Genomic DNA, 13849 nt, shown 5'->3' with positions numbered 1-13849 from the left:
AAATGGCGGGGCGCGTGTCGGCGCGCCCCGGTCCGATAATCAGGCCTGCTTCTTGCCGGCCAGGAGGCAGCGGACGGGCTCGCTGGTCCGGCTGGTCACAACGAGGATCAGGCCATCCGCCGTTTCCTCGCGGGCAACCCACAGGCGGCCGTGCTGTTCGGAGAGCTGAGCGATCAGCTTCACGAAGGCGGCATCCGTCATCCTTGTCGCTTCGGCGCCCATATCAGGCCACCGGCGCCTGGAGCGGACGGCCAAGGATCGCTATGGCCGCGATCGGACTGTTCCCGCTGTCCGCGGCCGCCGGCGTTATGGTGAGCCGGGTGTACCGCTTGTTGCCGATGTAGCCGAGCTTCCGTGTCTCGCTGTCGTCGCCGAAGTTGAAGCCGGCCGCTGCTTCGGTGCCGATGAGGTCGGCGTCCGCGACAGCGGTGAAATTGGAGCTGTCGTTGTCGCTTTCTTCAAGCAACACCGTGTACGTGGCGTCGGCGTCCGACAGCGTGCCGGTGACGATGCCATAGGAGAGCGAGTCGTAACCCTGGCGGTCGATGACCGTTCCGACCAGCGGCGTCGTGCCAAGGTTGGAGTTGGCGGCCGGCGCGATGACCGGTCGCAGGGTGAGGTTGTTCGCTTGGTCACGCATGGTGACGGTTCCTTTCAGCGCGTTGCTTTTCGGGTGACGGGAGCGCGCGGCCTCTTACGAGGTCGCGCACCTGATCTTGCGAAGGGCTTCGGAGAGCGTCATGCCGGCGCCGACGCGGCGGCGAGCATGGAAGCGGACTTTGCCGTTCGTGCGCTGGGTGTAGGGATCGGCGAAGACCGACATGCCGACACGATCGAAGATGCGATAGGCGCTGTTGAAGTCGCCGAAGATGATCGGTTCTGCAGCGGACCCGACATCATCCATCGTCGGATCCTCGATCACTGGTCGGCCAAGCAGCGTTTCCGGCTGGCCGGCGGTGAGCGCGGGCTGCCAGAGATAGGCGCCGGAGCCGGCGTCTTTCAGCTTGCGCACCGCTGCCAGCGTGGAACCGTTCATCATCCAGACGCCGCGGTTTCGGTAGTAGGCCGGCACCTTGTAGAAGGCGTCGATCAGGAGATCGGCTGGCGCGGAGCCGAGCGTCGAGGCGTTGCCGGTGAAGCTGTAGGGCACGTCGGCGTACTGCATGATGCCCTTCGGCTTCTTGACACCGTCGCCATCGGAGAACGCCGCGGCCTCCAGCCGGGCGAACTCTTCCGCGAGATCGAAGGCGACTTCGGCCTCGACGTTGACGGCGCTGTCCTCGAGGAGCTTCAGCGACACGTCGACGTAGCAGGCCATTTCGTGAATCTGCACCTCGACCTGGCCGTAGGTCGAGCCGGTCTCCGGCCGGGTATCCGTCTCGCCTACCCAGGAGCCGGTCGGGCGGCCGGTGCGCTTCGGCAGGATGACCTCGCCGGCCGTGGTCGACGACACGCGGGCGGCCTGGCGGATCGGCGAGCGCTCGACGATGCCCTTGATCACTTCCGCCTGGAATTCGGACGGTGCGAGGTAACCGCCGCTGGTATCGTTCGCGACCGTCAGCGCCTTGCGCTCTTCTTCCGGCATCGCGTCGCGGCCGTGGCGGAGGTAGGAAGCGAAGGCCTTCCGTTCCTCGCTCGGCTCCCGCGGATCGTCCTGGTTGCCCGGACGCGCCGCCTTGGCCTCGATCTTGTCGAGCCGGCCGGTGATCTTGTCGATGCCGAGCTTCTTCAGCTCAGCCTCGATGCCGGTGGCGATCGAGCTCTCGACCGTTTTCAGGCGATCGTCGACGGTCTTGGTAAGATCGCCGAGCGCCTTGGTGACCAGCGCCGCCGGATCGTCGTCGTCGCCTTTGCGGGTGATGATTGCCACGCTGCCAAGCAGCGCGTTCTTAGCAACGTGCTTCATTTCGTCCTCACGGAAAGCGCGGCCGTCGCGCGGTTGATGGCCTCGGCGATGGCAAGGGCCTGTAGAGCCGACTTCACGGACGTGATCCGCGCGCCGGCATGCATGGGGATCGTCACAAGGGACGCCTCCAGCAATTCCAGTTTGGAAATCGTGCGCCCGCCGCCAGGGCGGGCTTTCGCCTGCTTCGTGATGAAGCTGATCGACAGACCGCGGACCGCTCCGGATCGAACCAGCGCGCGGACCTCGCGGGCCCGGGCGACGTCGTCGACGAGAAGCTTGCCCGCGATATGCAGGCCGTCCGATTTCTCGACGGCGGTATCCCAGGTGCCGACCGGATCGTTGTGGTCGTGGCCGAACAACATCGGCAGCGGCAGCTTGGCGCCCTTGAAGGCGCCGGGCTCGATCATGTCGCCGATGCGATCGGGCTCGCCGAACTTCCACGCCAGGCCCGTCACGGCGCCGGCGTCGTCTGCCATGATCTTCGTTTCGATGAAAAGCCTATCCATCGGCGCCGGTCCCTCGGGCCGGTTGCGCCGGCTTCACGGTGATGTTCGGGTTTTCGTAGGAGCCGCCCTTGCCGTCGGCGCGCGGTGGCAGATCGAGCCAGTCCCGGCCCTCGTCGGCCGATAGCACTTGCGACGCCCGCAAGCTGTTGATCGCGGTGGCGCGTTCGGTGAGGCTGGCGCGGGTGAGATCGTCACGATCGAACCTGATCCGGAAGTTCGGCCGATCGTCCACGGCGATCAGCGATCGGGTCAGGCAGGCCTCGATCGCACGCAACCACGGCTCTAGCGTGAAGATCAGGAACTCGCGGGTCGCCTGTTCCATGTTCGACCAGGTTTGCCGGGTCATCTCGTAGAGGAGCCCAGGCGGCACGCGGAACGCGCGGCAGATCTCCTCGATCTGGAACCGGCGCAGCTCCAGGAACTGCGCATCCGTCGACTTGAAGGTGAGCGGGTTGAATTTCGCGCCGCCGAAAAGCGTGGCCGTCTTGCCGGAGCTGCCTGATCCTTCATGCGCGGCTCGCCACCCAGCTTTCAGGCGGGCAAGCGCGCCCTCGCCGACCGTGGCGGGAATCTCGATCACGCCTGCCGGCCTGGCACCGTTCTTGAACAGCCCGCCGGCGTGCTTCTCCATTTCCTTCGCGACACCGATCGCCTCGCGCGCCAGGCTGAGCGGGCAGAGCGAGAACGGGCCGCGAAGGTGCACGATGTTCGCGGCCGGGATGACGCTGCCGCCGCGCCGAAAGGTTGGCTCGCCGGTGTCGTCGGGATACTCGACGCTGATCGTGCCGGGCCGGTAGTGAATGATCTCTACCGGCTTTCCATCCGCGCGACCGATCCACGCCAGGCCGCCGTGATCGCTGGTCAGGGCCTGGGCTGTGAGATCGCGGACGAGTTCGTAGCCGGACAGCCAGTCGTTGGCCTGGCCGTGCAGGAGCCGCGCCGCGGGCTGGTCCTCGTCGGCAACCCACTTCGTGCCGTCCTTCCGCTCGACGAGGATATCGAGGGTCGCCGCGGCTTCGGAGATCGTGCGAACCGCGGCGCTGACAGCGGGAACGGTCAGCGCCGTCGCCGCCGATACTGCGAGACTGCCAGGCGCGATGCCAGTGAAGAGCTCGAAAAGCTCGGGATCAGGATCCGCGAGTGTCGCGGCCTTCCTCTCGATCGACGGCTTCGGGCGCAGCAGCCAGTTCAGCATCACGATCTTATGCTTGATGCTGGCTGGTACGCGCCACGGGTTTTAGTCGGTTGTTGTGGGATTAGGCGAGTTTCGATCTCGCAGCCATTGGAGCAGGTCGCCCTCGAAGGCGTACAGGCGCCTGCCCAGCCGTTTCACCGGACTGCCCGGCTCCACGGCGAGCACGGTTCTCACGAAGTCCGGACCGCACCCGATCCGGCGGCCGATACCGCCTGCCGTCCAGAGGATCTTCTGATCGAGTTCCGGTGCCAGCGGCGGCGACGCGATCGTACGACGGGTCATGCGGCACCGTCGCGCCGGCTGCCGGCAACGCGGTGCTGTCGCCGTAACAGCTCGCAGAAAAGCTCCGTCTTGAATCGGGCAACCGATCGCTCACGCTCAGCGACGGGAACCTGCAGTCTCGTCAGCCGTAGGCGCCAGAGCATCACCTCTTTGCGCAGGACCGCCTGCGGCGTTTTCGAGGCGAGCGCATCGTCGACGGCCTCCCGGATTGCGCCCGTCATGCGATGGCATGGGAATATCCTGATCTCGACCGGGGGACGCGGCGGCTGCAGGTCGAGCTCAAGCTGCATTCTCATCCTCCTCCCAAGCGGCATCTTCTCTTTCGTCACCGACGACGCGAAGACCGCCGTCGGCAAGAACCTCGACCTGGTATTCGTTGCCGATGGAATGCTGTCGGACCCGAATGAAGTTCACTGATGCATCGTCAATGCAGGTGCAAGGTCCGAGACCTGGAACATCGAGTTCATCGTCGACGCGAAAGACGGTTCGACGTGTTGGAGACGCGCCATCGAGGCGCGTCTCTCCGGCGTCTTCAACGTTCGACGTAGAGCACGAATCGCCTTTGAACGTAGAGCTCAGCGATTCAGGGGGACGGGCTGTAGGCCCGCCCCTGGGTTCGTCAGCGGGTTCTTTCAGTGGGTTCCCTTCAAAGGGATTCCCCTTCAAATCCTTGAAGTGTTTGGCGTCCTGATTTTGAAGGGTATCGACATCCGAAATTGAAGGGTTTCGATTGCGAGATTGAAGGGTATCCAATTCTGAACCCTTCAAATCCTTGAAGTGTTTGGCGTCTGCGATGATGGGCGTGTAGCGGTTGGTCTGGCCCTTTCCGCCGGCGCTCCAGTCGATCAACATATGCTTGCGATCCTCCATCGCGCGCAGCGCAGTTCGCACCGTGTTCGCGCTCTTGATCTCGAGCAGTTTCGCAAGCGTTTCGACCGCCGGCCACGCTTCTGCCGACCCCACGTTCACGTAACGATTCGCGATTATGATCGCGACACGCGTCGCAGCAGGCGGCAAGTCAGCGTCAACGGCGACCTGATCGAGCCATTCGAATTTTCGGCGCGTAAAGTCCCGCTTTGCTTTGTCAGTCGGCTCGGTCATCTCGGCGACTCCGCCTCGTTCGCCCGGCTGATCGCAGCGCAGGCCTCCTTCCTCGATAGCCCGAATTCGCGCTGCAACTCGGGGACCGGATTCCGGCCCTCGTCGCGGAGACGCTGGCGGTTGGCGACCAGCCATTTCGCCGCGGTCTCGATTGCCCGAAGGCCTTGCGGGAGCTTCTTCGCCGGCGTCGGCGTTCTGGGCAGGCCGCGGGTGTCGCCAAGCACGGCCCGCTCGATGTCGGCCTCGCTGATCTCGCGGGCGCCGGCGGCCTCGACGCCGCGGTCGCGGACGAGCTGGCGCTGCCGGTTCTTCGTCCAGTTCCGGCCGCTCACGTCGCACCGTCCAGGTTGCGGTAGAGCAGCGCGCCGCGTCGATCACGAAGGCCGGTCGGCTCGATCTTCATCACCCGGCATTCGATATCGGACAGCGGTTTCAGGCCGGGGTAGAGCCGCGTAAATCCGGCCGTCTCGTGGTCAGGGATCGGGGCAGGAGCGGCGTTCGCCGCCTTGCCCGTATCCGGCTGGCCTGCGTTACACTTCTTGCGGAAAAGCTTCTGCTTGCAGGCCTTGCCGCAGCAAGTCTGCGCAGAACGCTTTTTTCGGAAGGTCGTGCCGCAGGCCGCGCAAATCGCGGCCTCGATCATGCCGCGGCTTCCCGTTCGGCCGCGAATTGTTCCAGCGCCTGGCGGAGCTCACCCACGCGCCAGCGATTGGTGCTCGGGCTGATCTTGAGAGGCTTCGGATAGCGGCCGGCGTTGACGCCGCGCCACAAGGTGGAACGATGGATCGGCGTGTTGCTGCCGCCGATCAGTCGGCATGCGGTGGCCTCGTCGACAAGATCGTCGTCCACAAGGCTGCTCGTCGGAATGGGGGATGCTGTGTTCATGGTGTCGCTCCGTGTTTCGGCGACGCTCAAAGAAAACCAGCTAGGCGCTTCTGTCTAAATGGACGTTTCAGATTCTTTTGGCGAACTACCGTCCATTCGCCAAATAATGCAGCCTGACGACAAGTGACGGCAGGAACGCGCGGGCGAACTTGTCGATCTCGTCGCGGTGCCGTTCGATGAATTTCCGGATGGCCCCCGGCGTGACGGCGCCGCCAGTCATTCCAAACGACATGGTTTCTATGAAAGCGACCAGAGGACCGCTCGGCCGGTTCCTCCCGTTGTCGGATGCCTTCACCTCACGACCAAGGGCAAACTTCCAGAACGCGATCAGAGACATCCAGTAGAAGTATCTCACCTTGCCCGACTGTGGATGCAACCCGATTGTCTTTGCGAATTGAAATTGTTCTAGGCGTTGCTCCGCATTTCGCGCCAACGTCTCCAGATCGTCGGAAAGCTGATCGAGTTCGACACTGTTCTCGATCTTTTCATATTCGGCGTCCCACGCATGCCGCCAACCGTTATCGTGATCGGCGTTTCGAAGCAGCTCGACGAGCTCGCGGGCTCGCGCCGCGATCGAGCTTTCGCTGTCCGATTCCTCACGGCTTTCCCGAAAGTCCCAGGAGCGTCCGACCCTTGCCAGGCAGTCGACCAGGATGGTGAGCTGATTGATGTCAACGCCCCGGCTGGCGAGGGTCTCGACTGCATCCGGGGCCGGAAATGCCGCGCACCAGCGGGCTTCGTTCATCTTATCGCTGAATCGGCTTTGCTCGTCGGCATAGTTGATCGAGGCCTGCATGATCAGGCTCTCCCGCGCAGCGCGATGATATCGGCGCCGCCGGCGACGATGCCGGCGAGGCGGTCGGCCCATAGCTCCAGCGCCTCGCGCTTCTCCCGCATGTAGTCGTATCGGGCATACACACGGCTGGTGATGCTCGCCTTCGTCGCGCTGACATGATTCAGGACGTGGCCGATGATGAACGGCGAAATCCCGATCTCTTCCATGTGCGTCGCCGCGGTGCGCCGCAGGTCGTGCGGGGTGAATGGCGCGACGCCTAAGATGGTGGCGACGCCACGCTTGGAGACTTCGGTCTTCTTGATCGCCTTGGCTGCCGCGGCGCCGGCCATGGAGGCGCGCGAGCCTCGCGGCGCTGGAAAGACGCATGGGGATGGTGGCCGCTTCTTACGCCGCGCCTGGTCGTCGCTGGCGGCGATCTGTTCCTTGATTACCGTGATCGCCGTCTCGGAGAGAGGCACGACGTGTTCCCGGCCATTCTTCGAACGCTCTTCCGGAATCCTCCAAACCTTGGCCTCGAAGTCGAGTTCCGAACGCATCATCCCCGACACCTCGCCGACGCGCTGCGCGGTGATCAGGCAAAGTCGAATGACGCGCATCGTGGCGTCGCGCATGTCCGACCCCGGGAGGGCAGACCATGCGGTCTTTATTTCATCGGCGGATAGGACCCGGTCGCGCTCGGTTGTCTCCGATGGCTTGCGCATGCCTTCCATGAGATTGACGTCGAGATCGCCACGCCCGCGAGCCCACCTGACCATCGACCGAAGGTCTTCGAACACGCGATTCGCCTCAACGTCGGCGCCGCGATCCTTGACCGCATCAATGCAACGGGTGATGTCGCGACGATGTAGTTCCGACAGCTTGATGCTGCCGATCTGCGACGCCACGTTGAACCTCAAACGGCGGGCGATCGCCGTCGCCGTTCGCTTCTTCAACGCATGGCGCGCCACGTAGTTTTCGATTAGATCGGAGACGGTTTGCGAGGCTTCTATGGCCCGCTTCTCGGCAAGAGGATCTTGCCCTTCGGTCACGTCGCCCCGACCTTCGCGGGCTTTCTCCCGGGCCCGTGCGAGCTTCAGGTCGGGATAGCGGCCTAGCTTCATCCTGGCCCGCTTGCCGTCTGTCGGACGCGTGTAGTTGAGGAAGAACGTCTTGGTCCCTGCCGGGGAGACCAGTAGGGAAAGCCCGCGAACAACGGTGTCGAAATAGTCGACCTGCTTGCCGGTGGTCGGTTTCACCGTCTCGCAGAAGCGGTCATTCAATGTTGTCAGTGCCATGACGATTGATCCACGGGGAAAGCGGTTGGCGATATGTACGGGAAAATGTACGCCAACACGCGCGCCCTGTCGATACACCGTGCGACAAGAGGCGACGGTGAGAAGCAGTTAAACGCATGGCATGCAAGGGTTTCGGAGTTTCATCGCGTCGCCGTGCGTCGCGTCGAATTGCGCCGGTAAGCCTCTCATAACCGCTTGGTTGGGGGTTCGAGTCCCTCCGGGCCCACCATCGACTGCCTCGTCGCTTGTTTTTGCTATCACCGTCCCGGCACGGCGCGGCAGGTCGACCAGAGCATCCCGCGGCACAGGCAGCATGAGGAGGGGGCAGAACCTTGCTACCCTTCAGCTGGCGGACGGCCACGCGCGCGGGCGTCAGCATGCTAGCGAAAATTATCAATAGGAAACTAAGTTGCCCATAGGTGATGCGTCGGGTATTCAGTGGCGTCTGCAAAAGGGAGGACGTTACCATGGCGCACAAAACCATCCTGAAGTTCGGCCAGGTAGAAGACGCTGACCCCGGCGATCTGCCAGGCTGGGTAGTGATCGAGGGAAGCCCGACGATGAAGACCGCCGTCCAGCACAAGACTCGGGACGGCAAAGTTCTGTCGGGAACATGGCAGGCGACCCCGGGCACCTACCACGCGAGCTACACCGACTACGAATTCGTTCACATGATCTCTGGCCGCATCATCATCACGCCAGACGGCGGCGAGTCCGTCGAGGTTGGGCCGGGCGACGCGTTTGTTGTGGAAGCGGACTTCAAGGGCACCTGGAAGATCATCGAGCCCGTGACGAAGCACTTCGTCGTCACTGTCGGGTCGTAGGAGCACGCCGGCCGGGATCGACCTCCGTTTCGCCCGCAGCGATGGGTCCGCAAAAGGCCCCGGTGGCTGGCCGGGCGGAGATTATTCCAGGCCCTTGGGACCCGTAGGGCTCGCTCGTCGCCATCCCCTCGACCGGATCAGCGGGCGGGACGTTTCGGAACAATGCCGGTACAGGCACGTCCAGCCGGCATCTCCAACGCTTGGGCCGGTTTCCGAGGCGTTCCGGGCCCACCATTTGCCAAGGCCGGGGCTCCAGCAATGTCCGATGGCAGTGGGAAGCCGGACTCCTCCTCCTGATGCCATCTTCCGGCAGTGCCTGTTGCTCCGGCGACAGGCTGGGTCATTGCACAGGGCATATCGCCTCACGGTTGCTGTTCCCCGATCGGTCGCCGCCTCCGGCACAACGCACACGTCGCCCGCCGTTTCCGTGGGGCATGGCAAGGCAGAACTGTCGTGAGAGAATCACCTTGACTATGACATTGTGCGGCGCAATATCCGCTGCGTCGGCAAACAGTGCCGACGGTAGTCAGGATAACTCCTTGGATGGACAGTTCCAGTAGTCGATCTAGTGTGAGCCTGCCCGCAGCGACGCCGCGAGCCTGACCTTTCGCGTCCGGTTCACCCGTCCCGCCGGCAGGCCCGGGGATGAGAGGTGGACCATGCGGGCGCAGATCTTCCGCATTCGCCAACCCACTCGCTGGTCTCAAGACAGCGGGGACCGAATAGGACGCTGACGCCGCCGCGGGGCGGGCGTCGCGGGTCACGCGTGTGCGCGGCCTTGTTCTCATTCGGTTAAACACGGGTTGCCCAGATGACCATGCATCACCCGGCCATGGAGGCCGGCCGTCGGCACCGCTACGTCCCCAATCTCTGGGACGCGTTCGCCTTCGGCCTGCTCTTCGGCGGTCTCATTCTTCTCGTTCATGGCGGGCATGACACGCTTGCGCCAATTGTATCCCTCGAAGCTTCGCCGGTCTCGCTCGACCCGGCGAGGCTGCCCGAATACGCCCTGCGCACCACCATGCGCATGCTGGCGGCCATCGTCGCCTCGCTGGTGTTCACATTTGCCTACGGAGCCCTGGCCGCCAAGAGCCGGCGGGCCGAGATGGTGCTGATCCCGCTGCTCGACATCCTCCAGTCGGTGCCGGTGCTGGGCTTCCTGTCCTTTACGGTGGTGGGGTTCATGGCGCTGTTTCCCGGCCGGGTGCTCGGCGTCGAGCTGGCGTCGATCTTCGCGATCTTCACCGCCCAGGCCTGGAACATGACCTTCAGCTTCTACCAGTCGCTTAAGACCGTGCCGCGCGACCTCGACGAAGCCACGCGCAGCTTCAGGCTTTCCGGCTGGCAGCGCTTCTGGCGCCTCGAGGTGCCGTTCTCGATGCCCGGCCTGGTGTGGAACACCATGATGTCGATGTCCGGCGGCTGGTTCTTCGTCGTCGCTTCCGAGGCGATCTCGGTCGGCAACACGACCATCACGCTGCCCGGCGTCGGCTCCTATGTCGCGCTCGCCATCGAGCAGCAGAACCTCGCCGCGGTCGGCTGGGCCGTGGCGGCGATGCTCGCCGTCATCCTGATCTACGATCAGCTGCTGTTTCGGCCGCTGGTCGCCTGGGGCGACAAGTTCCGGGTGGAGCAATCGGCGAGCGGAGCCGCGCCCCGCTCGTGGCTGCTCGATGCCGTCCGTCGGACCCGGCTGTTCCAGATACTCCTCGCACCCGTCGGCTCCGTCCTTTCGGCCATACCGCGACAGCGCCTGCAGCTTCCGGCCGCGCGGTCGGCCCAGGCGGGCACGGCAGGGGCCGGGGCATGGGCCGAACGTGCCTGGCTTGCCCTTGTCATCCTCGCCTCGGCCTATACGCTATGGCTGATCGCAAGCTTCGTCGCCACCGAACTCTCCTGGAGCGACGTCGGCGAGGTCGTCGGGCTCGGTCTTCTCACCATGCTGCGCGTTGTCGTGCTGATGGCGCTCGCCACCGTCATCTGGGTGCCCGTCGGCGTCTGGATCGGGCTCAGGCCGCGGGTGGCCGAGCGCGTCCAGCCCCTGGCGCAATTCCTTGCGGCCTTTCCGGCGAACATCGTCTTTCCTTTCGCCGTCGTCGTGATCGTCCGGCTCGGGCTGAACCCCGATATCTGGCTTTCGCCGCTGATGGTGCTGGGCACCCAGTGGTACATCCTGTTCAACGTCATTGCAGGTGCGAGCGCCTTTCCGAATGACCTGAAGGAGGCGGCCGCCACCTTCCGCATCCGCGGGTGGAACTGGTGGCGCAAGGTTATCCTGCCGGGGATTTTCCCCTATTACGTCACCGGCGCCGTCACCGCGAGCGGCGGCTCCTGGAATGCCTCGATCGTTGCTGAGGTCGCGAGCTGGGGCGACACCAGGCTCACCGCCCACGGTCTCGGCTCCTACATCGCGCAGGCGACGGCGGCCGGCGACTATCCGCGCATCGTGCTGGGCATCGCCGTGATGTCGCTCTTCGTCATCCTGTTCAACCGGCTGCTGTGGCGTCCGCTCTATGCCTTCGCCGGCCGTCGCCTTCGCCTCGATTGAGAGAGGATCGTACCCATGCTCGAACTCACCAAGCCCCATTCCGCTGCCGGGAACGCTCCGATCGTGGACCTTTCCGGCGTGCGTCAGGTCTACCACAAGGGCGACAATGCCGATCTCGTCGTCCTCGACGACGTCTCGCTGAGCATCCGTGAAGGGGAGATCGTCGGATTGCTGGGTCGCTCGGGCTCCGGCAAGTCGACGCTTCTGCGCATCATCTCCGGCCTGCTTCCCGCGACTGGCGGGGATGTGCGGTGGTGCGGCCAGCCGGTCACCGGCCCCTGCGAAGGCCTCTCGATCGTGTTCCAGAGCTTCGCGCTCTTTCCCTGGCTCACGGTGCTGGAGAATGTCGAGGTCGGGCTTGAGGCGATCGGCGTACCGGCTGCCGAGCGGCGGCGCCGCGCCATCGAGGCGATCGACCTGATCGGTCTCGACGGCTTCGAGAGCGCCTATCCGAAAGAGCTTTCCGGAGGCATGCGCCAGCGTGTCGGCTTCGCGCGGGCGCTCGTCGTGCATCCGCGCCTCATGCTGATGGACGAGCCATTCTCGGCGCTCGACGTGCTGACCGCCGAGACGCTGCGCACCGACCTCATAGATCTCTGGATCGAGGGGCGGTTGCCGATCAAGTCGATCCTGATGGTGACGCACAACATCGAGGAGGCGGTGCTCCTGTGCGACCGCATCCTCATCTTCTCCTCCAATCCAGGGCGGGTCGCGGCCGAGATTGAGATCGGTCTCCCCCACCCGCGCTCGCGCGTCGACCCGGCCTTCCGACAGCTCGTCGACGATATCTACGCGCGCATGACGCAGCGTGCCCCGGCCGAGAAGGCGGAGAAGCGCGTAAGCGAGGGTTTCCACGGCACCGGCATCGGCATGGCGCTGCCGCATCTTTCGACCAACCTTCTGGCGGGCCTCATGGAAGCCCTCGCCGCGCCGCCTTATGAAGGCAAGGCCGACCTGCCCGATCTGGCTGCGACACTGCAGATGGAGGTTGACGATCTGTTCCCGATCGCCGAGACGCTGCAGCTGCTGCGCTTCGCCGAGGTGGCGGAGGGCGACGTCAAACTCACCGACCTCGGGCGCGGCTTCGTCGACTCCGAGGTCGACGCGCGCAAGCGGCTCTTCGCCGAGCATCTTCTGGCCTATGTGCCGCTCGCAGCACTCATCAAGCGCGTGCTTGACGAGCGGCCGAGCCACCGCGCCCCGTTCACACGCTTTTCGGAGGAGCTCGAAGACTACATGTCGGAGGAGCACGCCGAGACGACGATGCGGGCGGTTATCTCATGGGGGCGCTACGCCGAACTGTTCGGCTACGACGAGCAGACGAAACAGTTCGACCTCGAGAACCCGGCGTGAGTCCATTTGCATCGCCGGCCCGGATTTCCCGCATCCGATGCGCGGGACGCATATGGTGCGGGAAATTCGAGCCGAGGTGATCGTCGGGTCTTGGACCAGGCGAATGGCGCCGGCCGGACCTTAGCCTGCGATCAGAAACCGAAGAAGATGATGCCAACCCCCAGGAACAGGATGAGCGCGCCAAGGATGCCGCTTTCGTAGCGTTCCAGGAATTCGAGGCGCAGGCGCTCCATGCCCGACATCGTCAGCCAGGTGAAGACCACCATGCCGGCGACGGTCGCGACCGCAAGCACGGCACTGAGCAATACAAAGCCCATCCAGCCGTAGCTGATGCCGGAAAGGTAGACGGGCAGGAAGCCCTCGCAGGGGGAGAATGTCAGAAGCGTGAACAGGCTGGCGATGACGGCTCCGTCTGTCTTGATGATTGCCGCCTTGCCCCCGATCGCCGTCGGCCGAGGCGCAGCTGTGTGTTGATGCTCTTCGAAGAAAACCTCGTGGTGGTGGGCATGATCACCGTGTGACAGGCCGATGCGCGCCGTGAATTCGTGCGGCTCGGGGATCTCCTCAAGCGATTCGAGAAATCCGTCTCGATCGGCAAAGGAAAAGATCTGCCGGGCGCCACCGGGCCGCAGCGTTTCGATCGTCAGCGCGGCTGCGCGCGGCAGGGCCGAGGCCACCGCGGACCGCACCCGGAACCTGGGCGGGACGCCGTCCTCGAATACCTCCAGCAGCAGCACACCGTGACCCGTATCGATCCGCTTCGTCTCGGAAGCGTGATCATGGCCGCCATGATCGTGAGAGCCATGGTCGTGGGTGCCGTGGCTGTGGCTGCCGCCGAAATGGTGATGGCCGTGGCCACCGCCGCGCATCTGGCGCACAATGTAGTAGAGGCCGAAGAGGATCAGGGCGGAGCCAGCGATCCACGGAAAGACATTGCCGGTCCACTTGCTCGTTTCGATGCCGAGCCAGACGACGAGCGCACCGAGGAGAGTGGTGAACAGCACATGGCCGGATCCGCACAGGGCGACGACCATGAGGGTTTTTGCCTTGCTCCAGCGCTGTCCGCGGCCGGCCAGCACGAAGGGCAGCCAGTGCGTCGGGATGGCGGCATGGGCGAAGGCGACGACGAAGCCGGTCACCATGATGGAAAGGAAGAACGTTTCGGTCATGAAGGCGTAT

17 protein-coding genes are annotated in these 13849 nt (G+C 64.4%); 3 read left to right on the top strand and 14 right to left on the bottom strand.

The window, feature by feature from the left end; all coding sequences use genetic code 11:
• Positions 1-39: 39 nt before the first annotated feature.
• The 13 genes from AmiPiv_RS14440 to AmiPiv_RS14380 form a co-directional block, all read right to left on the bottom strand.
• Positions 40-201 (bottom strand): hypothetical protein, encoded by a 162-nt coding sequence (locus AmiPiv_RS14440; protein WP_340038174.1) that lies wholly within the window; start codon positions 199-201, stop codon positions 40-42.
• 22 nt (positions 202-223) lie between these two features.
• On the bottom strand, positions 224-640 hold the full coding sequence (locus tag AmiPiv_RS14435; RefSeq protein ID WP_340038173.1) for a hypothetical protein: 417 nt from the start codon (positions 638-640) through the stop codon (positions 224-226).
• A gap of 54 nt (positions 641-694) precedes the next feature.
• The gene (locus tag AmiPiv_RS14430) at positions 695-1906 is read right to left on the bottom strand and encodes a phage major capsid protein (protein WP_340038172.1); all 1212 of its coding nucleotides are present in this window, start codon (positions 1904-1906) and stop codon (positions 695-697) included.
• Complete coding sequence (locus AmiPiv_RS14425; RefSeq protein ID WP_340038171.1) at positions 1903-2382, bottom strand: HK97 family phage prohead protease; 480 nt, start codon at positions 2380-2382, stop codon at positions 1903-1905. Before AmiPiv_RS14425 ends, AmiPiv_RS14430 begins: the two co-directional genes overlap by 4 nt.
• 22 nt (positions 2383-2404) lie before the next feature.
• Positions 2405-3607, bottom strand: coding sequence for a phage portal protein (locus AmiPiv_RS14420; RefSeq protein WP_340038170.1), 1203 nt, complete (start codon positions 3605-3607; stop codon positions 2405-2407).
• A 42-nt stretch (positions 3608-3649) separates the two neighbouring features.
• Positions 3650-3889, bottom strand: coding sequence for a hypothetical protein (locus AmiPiv_RS14415; RefSeq protein ID WP_340038169.1), 240 nt, complete (start codon positions 3887-3889; stop codon positions 3650-3652).
• A complete protein-coding gene (locus AmiPiv_RS14410; protein WP_340038168.1) occupies positions 3886-4179 on the bottom strand; it encodes a hypothetical protein in 294 nt (97 codons plus the stop codon). The genes AmiPiv_RS14415 and AmiPiv_RS14410 overlap by 4 nt, the downstream gene beginning before the upstream one ends.
• On the bottom strand, positions 4169-4990 hold the full coding sequence (locus AmiPiv_RS14405; RefSeq protein WP_340038167.1) for a helix-turn-helix domain-containing protein: 822 nt from the start codon (positions 4988-4990) through the stop codon (positions 4169-4171). The genes AmiPiv_RS14410 and AmiPiv_RS14405 overlap by 11 nt, the downstream gene beginning before the upstream one ends.
• Positions 4987-5322 carry a hypothetical protein gene (locus tag AmiPiv_RS14400; protein WP_340038166.1) on the bottom strand — a complete coding sequence of 112 codons (336 nt, stop codon included), beginning with the start codon at positions 5320-5322 and terminating at the stop codon, positions 4987-4989. Before AmiPiv_RS14400 ends, AmiPiv_RS14405 begins: the two co-directional genes overlap by 4 nt.
• Positions 5319-5633 carry a hypothetical protein gene (locus AmiPiv_RS14395; RefSeq protein ID WP_340038165.1) on the bottom strand — a complete coding sequence of 105 codons (315 nt, stop codon included), beginning with the start codon at positions 5631-5633 and terminating at the stop codon, positions 5319-5321. The genes AmiPiv_RS14400 and AmiPiv_RS14395 overlap by 4 nt, the downstream gene beginning before the upstream one ends.
• Positions 5630-5875, bottom strand: a complete 246-nt coding sequence (locus AmiPiv_RS14390) for a helix-turn-helix transcriptional regulator (protein WP_340038164.1) — start codon at positions 5873-5875, stop codon at positions 5630-5632. Before AmiPiv_RS14390 ends, AmiPiv_RS14395 begins: the two co-directional genes overlap by 4 nt.
• 85 nt (positions 5876-5960) lie before the next feature.
• Positions 5961-6671 (bottom strand): hypothetical protein, encoded by a 711-nt coding sequence (locus AmiPiv_RS14385; RefSeq protein ID WP_340038163.1) that lies wholly within the window; start codon positions 6669-6671, stop codon positions 5961-5963.
• Positions 6672-6673: 2 nt separating this feature from the next.
• Positions 6674-7945, bottom strand: coding sequence for a tyrosine-type recombinase/integrase (locus AmiPiv_RS14380; protein ID WP_340038162.1), 1272 nt, complete (start codon positions 7943-7945; stop codon positions 6674-6676).
• Positions 7946-8412: 467 nt separating this feature from the next.
• Between AmiPiv_RS14380 and AmiPiv_RS14375 the strand changes: the two genes are divergently transcribed.
• The 3 genes from AmiPiv_RS14375 (at position 8413) to AmiPiv_RS14365 (ending at position 12670) form a co-directional block, all read left to right on the top strand.
• Entirely contained in the window at positions 8413-8769 is a 357-nt protein-coding gene (locus AmiPiv_RS14375; protein WP_340038161.1) for a cupin domain-containing protein, read from the top strand.
• An 811-nt stretch (positions 8770-9580) separates the two neighbouring features.
• Positions 9581-11317 carry an ABC transporter permease gene (locus AmiPiv_RS14370; protein WP_340038160.1) on the top strand — a complete coding sequence of 579 codons (1737 nt, stop codon included), beginning with the start codon at positions 9581-9583 and terminating at the stop codon, positions 11315-11317.
• A gap of 15 nt (positions 11318-11332) precedes the next feature.
• Positions 11333-12670 (top strand): ABC transporter ATP-binding protein, encoded by a 1338-nt coding sequence (locus tag AmiPiv_RS14365; protein ID WP_340038159.1) that lies wholly within the window; start codon positions 11333-11335, stop codon positions 12668-12670.
• Positions 12671-12801: 131 nt separating this feature from the next.
• Here the strand turns inward: AmiPiv_RS14365 and AmiPiv_RS14360 are convergent, their stop codons facing one another.
• Complete coding sequence (locus AmiPiv_RS14360; protein ID WP_340038158.1) at positions 12802-13839, bottom strand: hypothetical protein; 1038 nt, start codon at positions 13837-13839, stop codon at positions 12802-12804.
• Positions 13840-13849: the final 10 nt, after the last annotated feature.

Origin of the sequence: Aminobacter sp. Piv2-1 (assembly GCF_037625995.1) — a bacterium.
GTDB lineage: Bacteria > Pseudomonadota > Alphaproteobacteria > Rhizobiales > Rhizobiaceae > Aminobacter.
This window is presented reverse-complemented; position numbering and strand designations above follow the sequence as displayed.